This window comes from Ignavibacteriota bacterium, from assembly GCA_016707525.1.
GTDB lineage: Bacteria > Bacteroidota > Ignavibacteria > UBA10030 > UBA6906 > JAGDMK01.
In genome coordinates this window covers 259,295-273,713 of sequence record JADJHP010000003.1, presented here as the reverse complement: position 1 = coordinate 273,713, position 14,419 = coordinate 259,295, and the positions used below count along the sequence as shown (strand labels likewise).

Sequence of the window (14,419 nt, the reverse complement as noted above, 5' to 3'; positions counted from 1 at the left end):
TCATGGTCTCCCAGCGTCCGAAGTTCCTGACGTTCCCGGTCATTGCGGCCTTCGTCGCTGCCAGCGCGGCGCTCGCTGTGATGGGAGGGATGGCGGTGATAGACCACCGCGCGGATGCGGAACGCCAGACCACGTCAGAACTGGCCTCCATCGCCGACCTCAAGCTTGAACAAGTGAGTTCCTGGCGGCGTGAACGCATCTCGGACGCAAGCTTCGTTGCGAACAATCCCCAGATCCACCGGAACGCCTTGCTGCTGGCCGCCGGGAACGCCCCGCCGCTGGCGCGTAAAGAGATGTTCGGCTGGATGGCCTCGATGTTCAGAAATGGGCAGTATGGCCGCATCGTCGCCTTCGACCGGGACGGGCGTGTCCTGATGTCCGTCCCGGATTCCAGCGCAGGGCCCGCTCCCTTTGCCTCGTCACTGATCAAGCGCGCGGCGGCGGAGCGGACGCTCCTGTTCTCCGATCTTGTGGCACACGACGGCCATGAACCCGTGCTCGATGTGGTCGTCCCGATCTTCGCTGAACCCCGGCCCGGCGCTCCTCTGGTCGCGTCCGTGGTCCTCAGCATCGATCCTCATCGTGTCCTGTTCCCGATCCTGCGGTCGTGGCCCATCCCGAGCGCAAGCGGCCAGCTCGCCCTGATCCGCCCCGAAGGAGCGGAGATCGTGTTCCTCACGGAAGTGCGCGATACGGCGGTGCATCCGCTGGGATTGCGCGTCCCTCTCGCATCGTCCACACTTCCCGCAGCGCAAGGGTTACGCGGGCAGAATGGCCTGTTGCATGGCACCACGTTCGGCGGGGCGTCCGTTCTGGCGGTGCTGCGGCCAGTTCCCGAGACCACCTGGTATCTCCAGGCGCAGGTGGATGACGATGAGGTCTTTGCCCCGGTTAATGAGTATACGAGATTCGTTGTCGCCCTGATCACCCTCCTCGTCCTTGTCGGGGCGGTCACCCTCGCCCTGTTCCTGCGCAAGAAGGAAGCAGACCACTACCGGAACGAATACGAGCGGGAGATCGAACGGCAGGCGCTGGTCCGCCACTACGATCTTCTGACACGGTATGCGAACGATATCGTCCTGCTGTTCGACGACAACGGCAAGGTCCGCGAGGTCAACAACCGGGGTGAGTCTGCATACGGCTATGAACGAGAAAAGCTCTCCGGCATGAATGTCGGTGCCCTCGGGTTCTGGCCTGAGGACCCGGAAGAGACGGCCCGGATCCGCAAGGAACTCGACACCGACGCCGATGAACACCACGGTGTGCTGTTTGAGGCCGTTCACCGACGGGCTGATGGGTCGACATTCCCCGCCGAGGTAAGCGCCCGTCGACTGACGGTGGAAGGGGGAAGGTTCATCCATGCGATCATACGCGACATCAGCGAACGCAAACGCACGGAGCAGGCATTGATCGCTGCCAAAGAGCGGGCGGAAGAAGCCGGAGTATTCCAGCGTGTGCTGCTCGAGAATATGAGCCACGAATTGCGGACCCCCATGCAGGGGATCCTCGGGTTCGCAAGACTCCTTGCCTCGGGGAGCCGTGAGCCGGCGCAGCGGGAGATGGCGGGGAACATCCTGGCATCGGGCAGACGCCTCATGGCCACATTGGATTCCATTCTCCTGCTCTCCGAACTCGAAGCCGGTACGCTCGCCCCACGCCTTCCCGTGCAGCCCGTGGATGAGTTGGTCGAAAGCACCGCGCGTTCGTTCGCCGGCGATGCCGAAGCCAAGGGCCTGTCATACTCGGTGGTCTGTTCGGTGCGGACGGTCTACGCCGCGCTCGATGCGGATCTGTTCCGCCGGGCATTGGGATATCTCATCGAGAACGGCATCAAGTTCACGCCTGCCGGCTCGATCCGGATAGAAGTGAAGAGTGCGCTGACAGAGGGGAGCGAGTCCGTTGCCATCAGCGTGAGCGATACCGGGATCGGGATCGCGCATCACCACCAGGGTGTGATCTTCGAAGCGTTCCGGCAGGCGAGCGCCGGGATGACGCGGGACTATGAGGGCGCCGGGCTCGGGTTGACGCTTGCTGGACGGATCGTGAAAGCGCTGGGGGGAGTGCTGACGGTCGAGAGCGACGAGGGGAAGGGGTCTTCGTTCACAATGATGTTCCCGTGCGCTCCGACACCCGTTGCCGGCATGCGTGCGTCCAGCACCCCTTCCGCACTGGTCGGCCAGCCGCGGCCGGTGGCTCTGCGCCCCACGGTGTTGCTGGTGGAAGACAATTTTCTGAACGCGATCGTTGCGCGCCAGTTCCTTGAAGGGCTCTGCGACGTGGTGCATGCTCCCGACGGGCCGCGTGCCCTCAACATCGCGCGCGAACGGCATTTCTCCTTCGTGCTCATGGATATCCACCTGGGGGCAGGAATGGACGGCGTCGAAGTCGTGGAGGAACTGAGGAAGTTTCCAGGATTTGAGGATGTACCGATCGCAGCGGTGACGGGGTATACCAATTCCGTGGACCGTTCCCGCTTTGAGTCTGCAGGGATGGCCCATTTCCTTGCGAAACCGTACGACAAGTCGGATATGGTCGGCCTTGTCAGCGCGGTCCTCGGCGTCACCCCGGCGCCGGAAGAGAATGGCTGAGGCCGTGAGGGCCGGTCAGGGCCACAGATGTTGCCTCAGGACGAGAAAGGCCTTCTCGACATTCTTCTTTTCCAGGAGAAGTGTGAGCTCCGTCATCGTTGAGACCACTTCGACGACGTTGATCCCCGCCCAGGTCAGCTGCTTGAGTATCGCGTAGTACACACCCGGGACCTCCACCACTTTGGGTGTCAGGTGGATTCCGAGTGCAGCGAGGTTCCGCACACGCGACACCCGCTTCTCTCCGTGGAAGACCTTCTCCACCATTCCCTCCAGGTCTTCCTGCACCATCACCGTCATCTCATGAACGCCCTGCGTGCAGGTGATGAAGTGGTCGCCCTGCTTTCTCACCCGGTCGATGAGCCGCACCTGGCACTGCAGGATGGTGTCGGAATTCCGGAATGTGAACTCCGTGATGTTCGAACGCACGGTCAGGTCGCGCACCAGCCGGAGGATCCCGCGCGGATCGCCCGCACGGTGGCGGAGGTGTGGCGCAAGGCGCCGGAGCGCCATCACCAGCGCGGCGGTCCCGGCCTTCTTCATGCATTCCTTTTCCACGCGCGGACGGATGGTACGGGCGACGGCGGAGAGATTCAGGAGTCCGGCGGCGAGACATTCTTCCAGCACCGGGGATTCGTGGACCACCTGTTCAACGGCTGCAGCGATCGTACGCATGTCTTAAATATAACATTGTGTCATAAAATAGTCAAAGGCAGAGCGTTTTTTTGACTCTCCGCTCCCCGGGCCGTATCCTGGTGCATTCACAGCAAAGGAGTGTACCATGGCCACTGTCCCCGTCTGTCCCGTGTGCGATGCCGAGGTGCACCTGCAGGGTGCCACCATCGTCTCGGAACTCGTGGTGTGTGATTCCTGCTCGTGCATGCTCGAGGTGCGGTCGCTCGATCCCCTGCAGCTTGCCGAAGCCCCCCAGGAACAAGAAGACTGGGGTGAATGATGATCACCATTCTCGATACCACCCTGCGTGAGGGGGAACAGACGCCGGGGGTCTATTTCGATACGCATATCAAGCTCGCCGTTGCGGACCTCCTGTCACGCATCGGCGTCGATATCGTCGAGGCCGGCCACCCGGCCGTGACCGAACAGATCCGCGATGCCGTCCGGCAGCTGGCCCACCGCGGCCTGCGCCCGCGGATCGGCGCTCATGCGCGTTCCCTCGAGACCGATGTTGAACTGGCACTCGAATGCGGCGTGTCGTTCCTCGGCGTATTCTACTGCGTCTCGGATGAACGGCTGGAGGGGAACAGGCGGACCCTCGGCGACGCCATCGACCAGATCTGTGCCACGATCCGCTATGCACGTCAGCGCAACAGCGATCTCCTCATCCGCTATACACCCGAGGATGCCGTCCGGAGTCCGTTTGCGAACGTCCTCCGGGCCGCCGCTGCTGCGGTCGAGGCCGGTGCGGATATCATCAGCATCGCGGACACGACCGGGTACATGATCCCGGGAACCCCCCGGAACATGTACGACTATGTCCGTAACCTCCGCGAAGGCCTTGCCGCGAAGGATCTCCATCCGCGGATCGCCGTTCATTGCCACAACGACCGGGGCCTTGCGCTGGCAAATGCACTCGATGCGTACCGGGGGGGAGCGACGATCATCGACGCATCGGTGCTCGGCCTTGGCGAACGCGCAGGCATCGTGGATCTGGCCACGCTTCTCACGGTCTTGCGGTTCGACTACCATGAAGGGCCGCACTGGAACCTCGCGCTCCTGCCGGAATTGTATGAACTCGTCAGCAGGTTCGCAGGGGTCCCCATCCCCGCAACACTCCCGGTGATGGGCGCGAACGCCTTCAAGCATTGCGCCGGTATCCATACCCAGGCGGCTGTGCGCGACCCCAGGCACTACCAGAGTCTGCCACCGGAGCTGGTCGGTCGCCGGTCGGAGATCGCTCTGGACCACATGTCCGGACTTTCCTCGATCCGCGCCTGCCTCACCGAGATCGGTGAACAGGTGGATGATGACCTCGAGCGCGTGCTCCTGCACCGGGTGAAGCAGATCGGTCAGACCGGGCGCACGGTGGACCTCCATGAATTGTCGTTATTGGTCAATGCCCTCCGACATCCCACCCCCGTTGCCGCGATGGAGTCGATCCCATGATCCGTATCGGATTCCTGCATTCCGTCCTCCGGAAGGACGAGAAATTGCTGCTGGATGCGTTCCAGGCCTGGCAGGATGTGGACGTGATCCCCATCGACGACAGGGATATCCGCTTCACCCTTGGCGCGGGTGACCGGCCCTATGACGTCGTGATCGAACGGTGCATCAATCATTCCCGCGCACTCCACGCATTGAGGATCTTCGAGAGTCAGGGTGTCCGGTGCGTGAATTCGTCGCACGCGGCGTGGACCTGCGGCGACAAGTTGCTGACGTCGATCGTCCTTGCGGAGAACAAGCTCCCGCAACCGGAGGTCCGCGTCGCCTTTACGGAAGAGTCGGCCCTTGCGGCGATCGAAGAGATGGGATACCCGGTCGTTCTCAAGCCCGCTGTCGGTTCGTGGGGAAGGTTGCTCGCGAAGGTCAACGACCGTGACGCCGCAGAAGCGTTGCTGGAACACAAGACCACCCTCGGCAGCTACCACCACTCGATCTTCTACATCCAGAAGTATGTCGAGAAACAGGGACGCGATATCCGCAGCTTCGTCATCGGGGACCGGTGTGTGGCGGCGATCTACCGCACATCACCGCACTGGATAACGAATACGGCCCGCGGCGGCATGGCGACGGAGTGTCCGGTCGATGCGGCACTCGCCGATCTCTCGGTACGCGGTGCACGTGCCGTTGGCGGGGACGTCGTGGCGCTCGATATCTTTGAGACCGGGTCAGGGTATCAGATCAACGAGATCAACTACACGATGGAGTTTAAGAACAGCATCGCCCCGACCGGTGTGGATATCCCGCGCCTGATCGCCGAGCATGTGGTGAAGGTGGGAAGGGAACAGCATGGATAGGGTCCGCACAGCGGTCGTCGGCGCCTCGGGATACACCGGCGGCGAACTCCTCCGCATCCTCCTCGGTCATCCCTCCGTCGATGTTCTCCAGGCGACATCGGAACGCCTTGCGGGGAAGCCGGTGGTGCTGGCACACCCGAACCTGCGCGGACGGACGGAACTGCGGTTCACGTCGCTCTCCACACTTTCGGCATGTGACGTCCTGTTCCTGTGCCTCCCTCACGGAACGACTGCCCGGCAGTTCGACACGTTCGCGCAGCTCGCCCCGCGGATCATCGATCTGAGCGCGGATTTCCGCTTGAAGGATCCCGCGGCGTACGAGAAGTGGTACGGTGGCCCGCACCCTGCGCCTGCGCTCCTTCAGGAGTTCGTCTATGGCATCCCGGAACTCCATCGGGCGGAGATCGTCAGTGCGCGTTATGTGGCCACGGCGGGATGCAACGCCACAGCGTCGATCCTCGGCCTGCGCCCGCTCTACGCCGCGGGCCTGGTGCAACCGGGACGAACGGTGGTGGATGTGAAGGTGAGCTCCAGCGAAGGCGGTGGCGTGCCGTCCGCTGCATCGCATCATCCGGAGCGTGCCGGAGTGATCCGGTCGTATAAGCCAACGGGCCATCGGCACCAGGCGGAATTGCGCCAGGAACTCGGCCTTGCGCCGGACGATCATCTGCATTTTTCCGCGACGGCGGTGGATATCGTCCGCGGATTGCTCGTGACCGCCCATGTCTTTCCGTCACGCCGTCTGGAGGAGATCGATCTCTGGAAGATCTATCGTGCGGCGTACGGCAAAGAGCCGTTCATACGGCTGGTCAAGATGAAAGACGGCATACACCGGTATCCCGAGCCAAAACTTCTCTGGGGGACGAACTATTGTGATATTGGGTTTGATGTGGATATGGACACCGGGCGGGTGGTGGTCCTGGCAGCCATCGACAATCTGGTGAAGGGGAGCGGCGGCCAGGCGGTCCAGTGCATGAACCTCATGCACGGGTTTCCGGAGACCGCCGGATTGGAATTCACCGGCCTTCATCCGGTGTGACCATGTGCCGATTGCTCGCGGTCATCGCGCGCACGCCGATCGACGTGCGCTACCATCTGGACGCCTTCACCCGCGTGTGCACGTCCAGCCCCGAGTATCAGGGCCACGGTTGGGGGTACAGCGTACTGCGCGATGGGGAGTGGGAGCGCTATCGCTCCGTCACACCCATCTGGGATGATGGGTCGCGCCCCGTCGGCGACGTGCGAGTCCTTCTGGCGCACGCGCGGAGTGCTTTCCGCGACGAGGGGATCGTGGTGGAGAACAATATGCCGTTCATCGACGGCCAGCAGGCGTTCATCTTCAACGGCGAGCTTCAGGGGGTCCGCCTGCCTGTGGACGGGCGGACCGGCGCGGAGCGGCTCTTCCGGTTCCTCCGCCGGCCGGCCGCTTCCCACACTCCTGAGGCGGTCTCCCATGCCCTCGGGATACTCAAGAGCAGGACAACGAATATCCGGGCATGCAACTTCATCATTGCTGACCGCACGGCCGTGATCGTGCATTCATTGTTCGCCGGGGAGGCTGCGTATTTCACATTGCATCACCATCGGACAGACGATGCTCTGGCGATCTGTTCTGCTCCGTATGACGACGGGGATCCTCGCTGGGCCCCGATGCAACAGGACCATGTGGAGATAGTTCCATGCTTCTTCTGAAGATCGGCGGTGGCGCCGGCATCAACATCGAAGGGATCGCCGATGACCTGGCCGGCACGACCGGGCCCGCGGTCATCGTTCATGGTGCGAATGCATGGCGGGATGATCTCGCTGACCGGCTTGGCATTGCCCGTGAGGTCGTGACGTCCGTGCGGGGATACGACAGTGTCCTCGCTACAGAGTCGACGATGGACGTTATGCTCATGGTATATGCCGGCCTCCGGAACAAGCGCATCGTCGAAGCGTTGCAGCGGCGGAAGGTCGCTGCGCTCGGTCTGACCGGCCTCGATGGGCGGTTGATCCAGGGGAAGCGCAACCCCGGGATCCAGGTCCGCCAGGGCGAAAAGATCCTGCTTCGCCGCGATCTCTCCGGCAAGCCGCAAGGGATCAATGGCGCTCTGGTGAAGCTTCTCCTGGAGAACGGCTACACGCCGGTCCTGACCGTTCCGATCTGCGACGAGCAGGGCATTGCGATCAGTGCAGACAACGATGACATCACCGCCGTACTGCACCGGGAACTCCATGCCTCCACCGTCGTGAGCCTGCTCGAAGCACCCGGCTTTCTCGCGGATCCGGCAGACCCGGGATCGGTCATACCCGCCATGTCCCGTTCCGACGTGAAGCAATGGGAAGAGCGGTCCACGGGGCGCATCAAACGTAAATTGCACGCGATCAACAGGATCATGGAAGAGTATCCAACCCGGGTCATCCTGGCGGATGGCCGGACAGCGCATCCGCTGGCCGATGCCCTCGCGGGGAGGGGGACGACCATCGCATGAGTACAGCCATCGCTGAGGAGCGTTGTTCACTCGGGGTGTATGCGCGTCGTGGCCTGACGCTGGTGCGCGGAGAGAACGCCGTGGTGTGGGACGACAGGGGGAACCGATACATTGATTGTGTGGCAGGGCATGGTTCGGCGAACATCGGGCATGCGAATCCGCGTGTGGCCGCTGCCGTGGCCACCCAGGCACTGCAATTCACGGCGTGCAGCAATGTGTTCTTCAACGATGTACGTGCGTCATATCTCGATCTCCTCCTCGGCATCGCTCCTTCTCCCCTCGAGCGCGCGTTCCTGTGCAATTCGGGCGCAGAGGCGGTCGAAGCGGCGATCAAATTCGCACGCCATGCGAGCGGACGGACGGAGGTTGTGAGCACTTTCCGTGCATTCCACGGCCGGACCCTTGGGGCGCTGAGTACCACGCATAATCCGGTGTACCGTGAGAACGTTGGCCCGCTCCCAACGGGCGTAACGTTCGTTCCGTACAATGATCCTGCCGCGATCGCCACAGCCGTCACCGACGCGACCGCCGCGGTGATCCTGGAGGTGGTCCAGGGTGAAGGGGGAGTGCACATCGGGACACAGGAATTTCTTGCGACCGTTCAGCGGGTGTGCCGTGAGCATGGTGCGTTGCTGATCGTGGACGAAGTGCAGACAGGGTTCGGCCGGACGGGGAGAATGTTTGCGTTCGAGCACGCCGGGCTGGAGCCGGACATGGTCTGTCTGGCCAAGTCCATGGCGGGCGGGTTGCCGATGGGGGCGGTGTTATGTTCGGGCCACATAACGGTAACGCCGGGGCTGCATGGGACGACCTTTGGCGGGAATCCGGTATGCTGTGCGGCTGCTCGTGCGACCCTGGAATTCATACTGGAGACGGGCCTGGTCGATGCCGCGGCGCAGAAGGGGGAGTATCTCGGGGTGCAGCTCGGCCGCATCGCATCCCCGCGGGTCCGCGAGGTGCGCCGGCTCGGCCTCATGGTGGGGATCGACCTGCGCGAAAAGGCCAAACCGTTCATTGAGAAGTTGCAGACCGCCGGTGTGCTTGCCATGCCGGCAGGGCCTACGGTCGTGCGTCTCCTTCCCCCGTTGACCATTGGCCATGTCGAGCTCGACCAGGTGGCTGCTGCGGTCCGGGATGTTCTTACCGCCTGAATCCTGCTGTTTTGTGCCCGAATTCTTGCAATTGGGAGGGCGATTTCGTACATTGATGTGCACAGCCATTCCGGCATATGCGAACGGCGGTGCAGCAGCATGCACGCCCCATGCGCCTGTAGCTCAATTGGATAGAGTGTTGGCCTCCGGAGCCAAAGGTTTCGGGTTCGACTCCCGACAGGCGCACAGGTTTTTCCCCATCTGCAATCCGTTACGATAGGATCGTATGCTCAAACCGAAGAAGAAGATCTCGAAGCGCGAACTGAAACAGGATTCGCTCCTCACCACCTACATGCAGGTCACGGGCTTCTACGACCAGTACAAGAAGCAGATCAGCATCGGGATCACGGCGTTCGTCGTTGTGATCGTTGCCCTGGTGATCTTTCTCAAGAACCGTGCGGACAGCAACGAGCAGGCGCTGACACAGTTGGCTGCGGTCCATGCGGTGTATGATGCCGGACAGTACCAGCAGGCGATCGACGGCGTGCCGGCACAGAACATCCGTGGCCTCAAAGAGATCGTGGACAACCACAGCGGCACCAGGGGTGGCGATCTGGCGGGGTTCTATCTTGCCGATGCCTACTTCCAGCTCGGCAAGTACGCGGAAGCGCTTGAAGCATTCGAGTCGTGCGATGCGTCCGAGGCACTGGTCGAGTCGTCGCGCCTTGCCGGCATCGCAGCATCCCACGAGGCCCTCGGACAGTTCGCCGATGCGGCCCGGTATTTCGAGAAGGCCGCGGGTGAAGATGTCACGGAAGGCACGGCCGCCGAGAATTTGAACAACGCCGCACGGAATTTCGCGTTGGCGGGCGACAAAGAACGTGCCGTCGACATCCTGAAGCGCATCAAGAAGAGTTACCCGACGACCACCTACGGTCGCGAAGCAGACAGGTTCATCGCCCAGTTGTCGCTGTAACCCCTCGCTCCCGGCGAGAGGCGGGGCCAACGGAAGGAGTGCATGGGGCTTCTCCCTGACAGGGCGCTTACCCGCACCGTTCTCAAGATCTCGACTCCGGCGGTCGCTGGCCTGTCGATGCAGATGGTCGTTACCGTGACCGAAACGGCCATGGTCGGCCGGCTCACCGGGGCCAATATCGTCCTTGCCGCCATGGCCCTCGCTTCGCTCGCCGCGTGGGCCATCACCAGCGCGTTCTCCAGTCTCGCCACAGGCACACACGTCCTCGTCGCACGCCGTTCCGGTTCCCGTCAGCATGTCGGGGCAGGGGACGTGCTCAACAACTCGCTCCTCCTCTCGTTGTTCATCGGACTCCTTGTCGGCCTGCCGGGCTACATGTTCGCCTACGATTTCATCGATTTCTTCGCGGCGAATCCCGATGTCGCGAAGGCGGGGACCGGGTACATGCAGTGGCGGTTCATCGGGATCGGGTTCTTCCTGTTCGTGGTCTCCTATCGCGGATTCTTCAATGGGATAGGGCATACCAAGGTCTTCCTGTACTCCGCCATCATCATCAACGTGTCGAATATCGTCTTCAATTATATCCTGATCTTCGGCGGATTCGGGATCGCTGCAATGGGGTTGACGGGAGCCGGTCTGGCGGTCGCGCTCTCGAATGTTGTGGGTTGGTTGTTCTTTATCGGTGCAACTTTTCTGCCGGAATACCGAAAAACCTACAAGTACTACTCCAAGTTCAGCCTCCGGGGCGATGTCCTGAACCAGATCGTCCGTATCTCGCTCCCGGTGTCGTTCCAGAATATCCTGATCCTTCTCGGATTCCTTGTCTTTGCTGCGATCGCCGGGTATATCGGGACGACGGAACAGGCCGCGACACAGGTGGTGATCTCCGCCCTGTTCATGTCGTTCCTCCCCTGCTTCGGTTTCGGCATGGGAGCGCAGACCCTGGTCGGTCAGAGCCTGGGAAATCACGAGTACACGCTGGCGCACCGGTACGGCCTCGAGGCGGCCCGTCTCGCCACCTACTTCACGATCCTGCTCGGCCTGCTGTTCATCCTGATCCCCGAAGCGGTGATCAGCATCATCACCAACGATCCCGAAGTGACCGCGATCGCGCGTCCGGTGCTGCAGATCGCAGGTGCCGCACAGATGTTCTATGCATCGGGGATCGTGCTTGCCCACGCGCTCCAGGCTGCAGGTGCCACCGTCTACGTGATGTGGGTGGAAGTACTGACGCACTGGGTGATCTTCCTCCCGGCGTCGTATGTTCTCGGGGTTGTTCTGGGTGCGGGACTGGTGGGTGCCTGGCTGGCCCTGCCGGCATATATCATCGCCTATAGCCTGTTGGTCTACGCGAAGTATCGTCGCGGGACGTGGCTTCACATACGAGTGTAAGCAACCATGAAGTTCCGGCGGGTCCTCTTTGTTGTTGGCGCCTTCGTTCTGCTTCTTCTGAAGTTCTCGGCGGATATCTTCCGCAAGAACGTGGAGTTGCAGATGGGCGGACTGCTGGCGTTGCGCGAGCTCGCCGCGGTGGGGGCTTTCATCCTCATCTTCATGGCACTCCGTCCGCTGTTCCCGGAACGCGCCTCCATCCGCCCTGTCCGCTGGCTCGGCATCCAGCTGATCTCTCTCGGTGTCTTCCTGGTGGTCATGCTTCTTCTCGGGCTCCTTCCCGGCGACGGCTTTGATGCAAAGGACCTGGGGCTGCTGCCGTTGGATTACCCCTCACTCTTCATGGCGTCGCTGTTTGGCCTGTTCGCCGGCATCTTCTCGATCGTGAATTTCCAGATCCTGCGGGATCTTGTGCTGGCATCGAGAACGAAGCGGGGCCGCAGGAATTTCTTTGTCTTCATGCTCCTGGTCCTCGGGACCGCGGCATCCTCTGCGCTCATCCGCCCGCTCGACTCCAGCGTGGTCACCGGGGTCCTCTACGGCCTGGCGGTCTGCTTCGCGCTCGTCAATGCTTTCCGTCTTCCGTGGATCGTCTATCTGACCAAGCGCGAAAAGCTCCTCGTGCTCACCCTGACGTTCTTCCTCTTCGTCATGTTCTCGGTCGTTGCTGTCCTCATCAAAGAGAACGCCTCGTTTGAGCGCGGATTGTTGTACTACTCCCACCCGCTCCAGGAGTTCGTCCTGCTCTCGCTTGTGACGGGCGCGATCTACGGCGGGATGGCATTCATCAGTACGCTCTTCCACCTTCCGACCGCCGAAGCATTCGACCGGAAGAGGTCGGAGCTTACATCGATCCATACGCTCAGCAAGCTCGTGACGCAGGTCTTCGATTTCAATGAGTTGATGGAGACCGTCACGAGCATGACCCTGCAGATGGTGGGCGCCCGGAGTGCGTGGATCGAACTCCTGCCTCCTGCCCAGCAGGATCCGGTGATGGCGGGAGTGGATGGTTTCGCCGGCGGGCAGGTTGTCGGGATGAAGAACATCACGCGCGGAGAGATCGAGGAGCTGCAGGGGACGGGCTTGCATTATCTCCGCACGGCGGCCGGGCGGGAGCGCAAGCCGATCGTGGTGGATGAGGTCGCGCGCGACCCCCGCTTCGCGGCTGCTGCAGCGGATGCGGGCCACCCCGGATCCCTCGTCATCGTCCCGCTGGTCTCGCATACGGGCCTGATCGGGTTCCTGTATGCGACCAAGGCGGGGTCATTCGGCTTCGTCAAGGATGATGTGGAACTGATCTCGACCTTCGCGGACCAGGCGACCATTGCGATCGAGAATTCACGGCTCATCAGGACCTCCATCGAGCGCGAACGCCTGGTGCAGGAAATGACCCTGGCCCAGGATATGCAGCGGAAGCTGCTCCCGCAGCGGTTGCCCCGTATCCCCGGGATCGATCTGGATGCCCTGTCCACCCCCGCGTTCGAGGTCGGCGGGGATTACTACGATTATGTGGTCCTTTCGGACCATGAGCTCGGGATCATCGTGGGAGATGTCTCGGGGAAGGGTGTCCCCGCGGCGTTCTATATGTCCGAGGTCAAAGGGATCTTCCAGTCCCTGAGCCCCCTCTATAAATCGCCCCGGGAATTCATGCTCCGGGCGAATACCGTATTGATGGAATCTATTGACAAACACTCGTTCGTTAGTTTAATTTATGGTATCCTTGATGTACGCACCGGATGCTTCCAGATCGCCCGCGCAGGACATTGCCCCCTGTTGCATTGCGGGGAGGAACGTGGTGTGTATCTCAGGCCCGATGGCATGGGGCTCGGGCTGGCGGAGAATTCGATCTTCGCCGGCTCGATCGAGGAGCATACCGTCCGGCTGCGCCCGGGTGACCTCTGTGTGCTGTACACGGATGGGGTCACCGAGGCTCACCGCAACGGAGAGGAATTCGGCTACGAACGGTTACGTGCAGCGGCTGGCTGTGCGGATGGACGACCGGCTGCCAGGGTCAAGGATGATATCCTCCTGGCGGTGGATGCCTTCATCGACCACGGCGCGCCACATGACGATCTGACCCTTGTCGTCGTCCGGTGGCTTGGCCCGGTGGCACAGTCATGATCCGCGATCTGTCTACGGGAGGACGCAGTATGAGTGAATTCACTATAGCGCAGCGGGAACGTGAGACCATCCAGGTGCTCGATCTGAAGGGGTACCTGGACGCACACACCGCTCCGAAACTTGAAGAGGCCTTTCAGGGACTGCTGAAGAACCAGCGGTTCAATATCATCGTGAACTGCAAGGACCTCTCCTATATCAGCAGCGCCGGCCTCGGCGTCTTCATGGCGTACATTGAGGACGTCAGGAAGAACAAAGGCGACATCAAACTCTCGAACATGTCGACCAAGGTGTACAACGTCTTCGACCTGCTCGGGTTCCCCTTGCTCTACGAGATTACCCCCGATGAGCAGGATGCCTATAACAAGTTCGGCAATGCCCTGACACAGAAGTGAAGTCCCGGACCCTCCATATTGAGAGCCGGACGGAGCGACTGATCGCCGTCCGGGATTTTGTTTCCGAAGCGGCCCGCGAATTCGGTTTCGCGGACGACGATGTGAACAAGATCGCCCTCGCCGTGGACGAGGCGTGTACGAACGTCATCAAACACGCGTACCAGTTCGCACCCGACTGCGACATCGCCGTGACCGTCCGCCCGCACAATACGGCGTTCGAAGTGGCGATCCGCGATACGGGGGTCGGGTTCGATCCCTCGGACGTCCATGCACCCGACATGAAAGATTATTTCTCGCATTTCCGCAAAGGCGGCCTGGGGGTGTACCTCATGAAGCGCCTCATGGACAAGGTGGAATACGAGATCGATCCCGGCAAACGCAATGAAGTCCGCCTGACCAAGTATCTCGCGCGCTGA

The 14,419-nt window shown here is 61.7% G+C and carries 14 protein-coding genes and 1 tRNA gene; 14 read left to right on the top strand and 1 reads right to left on the bottom strand.

The features are described 5' to 3' along the window. Positions 1 to 2 precede the first annotated feature (2 nt). A complete protein-coding gene (locus IPI01_07320) occupies positions 3 to 2,588 on the top strand; it encodes a PAS domain S-box protein (GenBank protein ID MBK7257601.1) in 2,586 nt (861 codons plus the stop codon). Between the two features lie 15 nt (positions 2,589 to 2,603). On the opposite strand, the gene IPI01_07315 is transcribed toward IPI01_07320, so the two are convergent. After that, positions 2,604 to 3,260, bottom strand: coding sequence for a hypothetical protein (locus tag IPI01_07315; protein ID MBK7257600.1), 657 nt, complete (start codon positions 3,258 to 3,260; stop codon positions 2,604 to 2,606). 106 nt (positions 3,261 to 3,366) lie between these two features. Between IPI01_07315 and lysW the strand changes: the two genes are divergently transcribed. The 13 genes from lysW to IPI01_07250 all read left to right on the top strand — a co-directional run bounded on the left by lysW (position 3,367) and on the right by IPI01_07250 (position 14,419). Then, complete coding sequence (gene lysW / locus IPI01_07310; GenBank protein MBK7257599.1) at positions 3,367 to 3,540, top strand: lysine biosynthesis protein LysW; 174 nt, start codon at positions 3,367 to 3,369, stop codon at positions 3,538 to 3,540. Then, positions 3,540 to 4,709, top strand: coding sequence for a 2-isopropylmalate synthase (locus IPI01_07305; GenBank protein ID MBK7257598.1), 1,170 nt, complete (start codon positions 3,540 to 3,542; stop codon positions 4,707 to 4,709). Before lysW ends, IPI01_07305 begins: the two co-directional genes overlap by 1 nt. Then, complete coding sequence (gene lysX, locus IPI01_07300) at positions 4,709 to 5,560, top strand: lysine biosynthesis protein LysX (protein ID MBK7257597.1); 852 nt, start codon at positions 4,709 to 4,711, stop codon at positions 5,558 to 5,560. The genes IPI01_07305 and lysX overlap by 1 nt, the downstream gene beginning before the upstream one ends. Then, entirely contained in the window at positions 5,553 to 6,599 is a 1,047-nt protein-coding gene (locus IPI01_07295) for an N-acetyl-gamma-glutamyl-phosphate reductase (protein ID MBK7257596.1), read from the top strand. The genes lysX and IPI01_07295 overlap by 8 nt, the downstream gene beginning before the upstream one ends. Before the next feature lie 2 nt (positions 6,600 to 6,601). Next, positions 6,602 to 7,252: a hypothetical protein gene (locus IPI01_07290; GenBank protein MBK7257595.1), complete on the top strand. Its 651-nt coding sequence runs from the start codon at positions 6,602 to 6,604 to the stop codon at positions 7,250 to 7,252. Continuing rightward, positions 7,240 to 8,031, top strand: a complete 792-nt coding sequence (locus tag IPI01_07285) for an acetylglutamate kinase (GenBank protein ID MBK7257594.1) — start codon at positions 7,240 to 7,242, stop codon at positions 8,029 to 8,031. Before IPI01_07290 ends, IPI01_07285 begins: the two co-directional genes overlap by 13 nt. Then, a complete protein-coding gene (locus IPI01_07280) occupies positions 8,028 to 9,182 on the top strand; it encodes an acetylornithine/succinylornithine family transaminase (protein ID MBK7257593.1) in 1,155 nt (384 codons plus the stop codon). Before IPI01_07285 ends, IPI01_07280 begins: the two co-directional genes overlap by 4 nt. Before the next feature lie 112 nt (positions 9,183 to 9,294). After that, positions 9,295 to 9,368 (top strand) — tRNA-Arg (locus tag IPI01_07275). Positions 9,369 to 9,408: 40 nt separating this feature from the next. Continuing rightward, positions 9,409 to 10,098, top strand: a complete 690-nt coding sequence (locus IPI01_07270; GenBank protein MBK7257592.1) for a tetratricopeptide repeat protein — start codon at positions 9,409 to 9,411, stop codon at positions 10,096 to 10,098. A gap of 42 nt (positions 10,099 to 10,140) precedes the next feature. Continuing rightward, positions 10,141 to 11,490 carry an MATE family efflux transporter gene (locus IPI01_07265; protein MBK7257591.1) on the top strand — a complete coding sequence of 450 codons (1,350 nt, stop codon included), beginning with the start codon at positions 10,141 to 10,143 and terminating at the stop codon, positions 11,488 to 11,490. A 6-nt stretch (positions 11,491 to 11,496) separates the two neighbouring features. Continuing rightward, the gene (locus tag IPI01_07260) at positions 11,497 to 13,611 is read left to right on the top strand and encodes a SpoIIE family protein phosphatase (protein MBK7257590.1); all 2,115 of its coding nucleotides are present in this window, start codon (positions 11,497 to 11,499) and stop codon (positions 13,609 to 13,611) included. Positions 13,612 to 13,640: 29 nt separating this feature from the next. Beyond that, on the top strand, positions 13,641 to 14,003 hold the full coding sequence (locus IPI01_07255; GenBank protein ID MBK7257589.1) for an STAS domain-containing protein: 363 nt from the start codon (positions 13,641 to 13,643) through the stop codon (positions 14,001 to 14,003). Next, the gene (locus IPI01_07250; GenBank protein MBK7257588.1) at positions 14,000 to 14,419 is read left to right on the top strand and encodes an ATP-binding protein; all 420 of its coding nucleotides are present in this window, start codon (positions 14,000 to 14,002) and stop codon (positions 14,417 to 14,419) included. Before IPI01_07255 ends, IPI01_07250 begins: the two co-directional genes overlap by 4 nt.

Excerpts from the sequence above, each read along its gene's own strand:
- IPI01_07320 (MBK7257601.1), top strand. The coding sequence starts at position 3 with ATGGTCTCCCAGCGTCCGAAGTTCCTGACGTTCCCGGTCATTGCGGCC.
- IPI01_07315 (MBK7257600.1), bottom strand. The coding sequence starts at position 3,260 with ATGCGTACGATCGCTGCAGCCGTTGAACAGGTGGTCCACGAATCCCCG.
- lysW (MBK7257599.1), top strand. The coding sequence starts at position 3,367 with ATGGCCACTGTCCCCGTCTGTCCCGTGTGCGATGCCGAGGTGCACCTG.
- IPI01_07305 (MBK7257598.1), top strand. The coding sequence starts at position 3,540 with ATGATCACCATTCTCGATACCACCCTGCGTGAGGGGGAACAGACGCCG.
- IPI01_07295 (MBK7257596.1), top strand. The coding sequence starts at position 5,553 with ATGGATAGGGTCCGCACAGCGGTCGTCGGCGCCTCGGGATACACCGGC.
- IPI01_07290 (MBK7257595.1), top strand. The coding sequence starts at position 6,602 with ATGTGCCGATTGCTCGCGGTCATCGCGCGCACGCCGATCGACGTGCGC.
- IPI01_07285 (MBK7257594.1), top strand. The coding sequence starts at position 7,240 with ATGCTTCTTCTGAAGATCGGCGGTGGCGCCGGCATCAACATCGAAGGG.
- IPI01_07280 (MBK7257593.1), top strand. The coding sequence starts at position 8,028 with ATGAGTACAGCCATCGCTGAGGAGCGTTGTTCACTCGGGGTGTATGCG.
- IPI01_07270 (MBK7257592.1), top strand. The coding sequence starts at position 9,409 with ATGCTCAAACCGAAGAAGAAGATCTCGAAGCGCGAACTGAAACAGGAT.
- IPI01_07265 (MBK7257591.1), top strand. The coding sequence starts at position 10,141 with ATGGGGCTTCTCCCTGACAGGGCGCTTACCCGCACCGTTCTCAAGATC.
- IPI01_07260 (MBK7257590.1), top strand. The coding sequence starts at position 11,497 with ATGAAGTTCCGGCGGGTCCTCTTTGTTGTTGGCGCCTTCGTTCTGCTT.
- IPI01_07255 (MBK7257589.1), top strand. The coding sequence starts at position 13,641 with ATGAGTGAATTCACTATAGCGCAGCGGGAACGTGAGACCATCCAGGTG.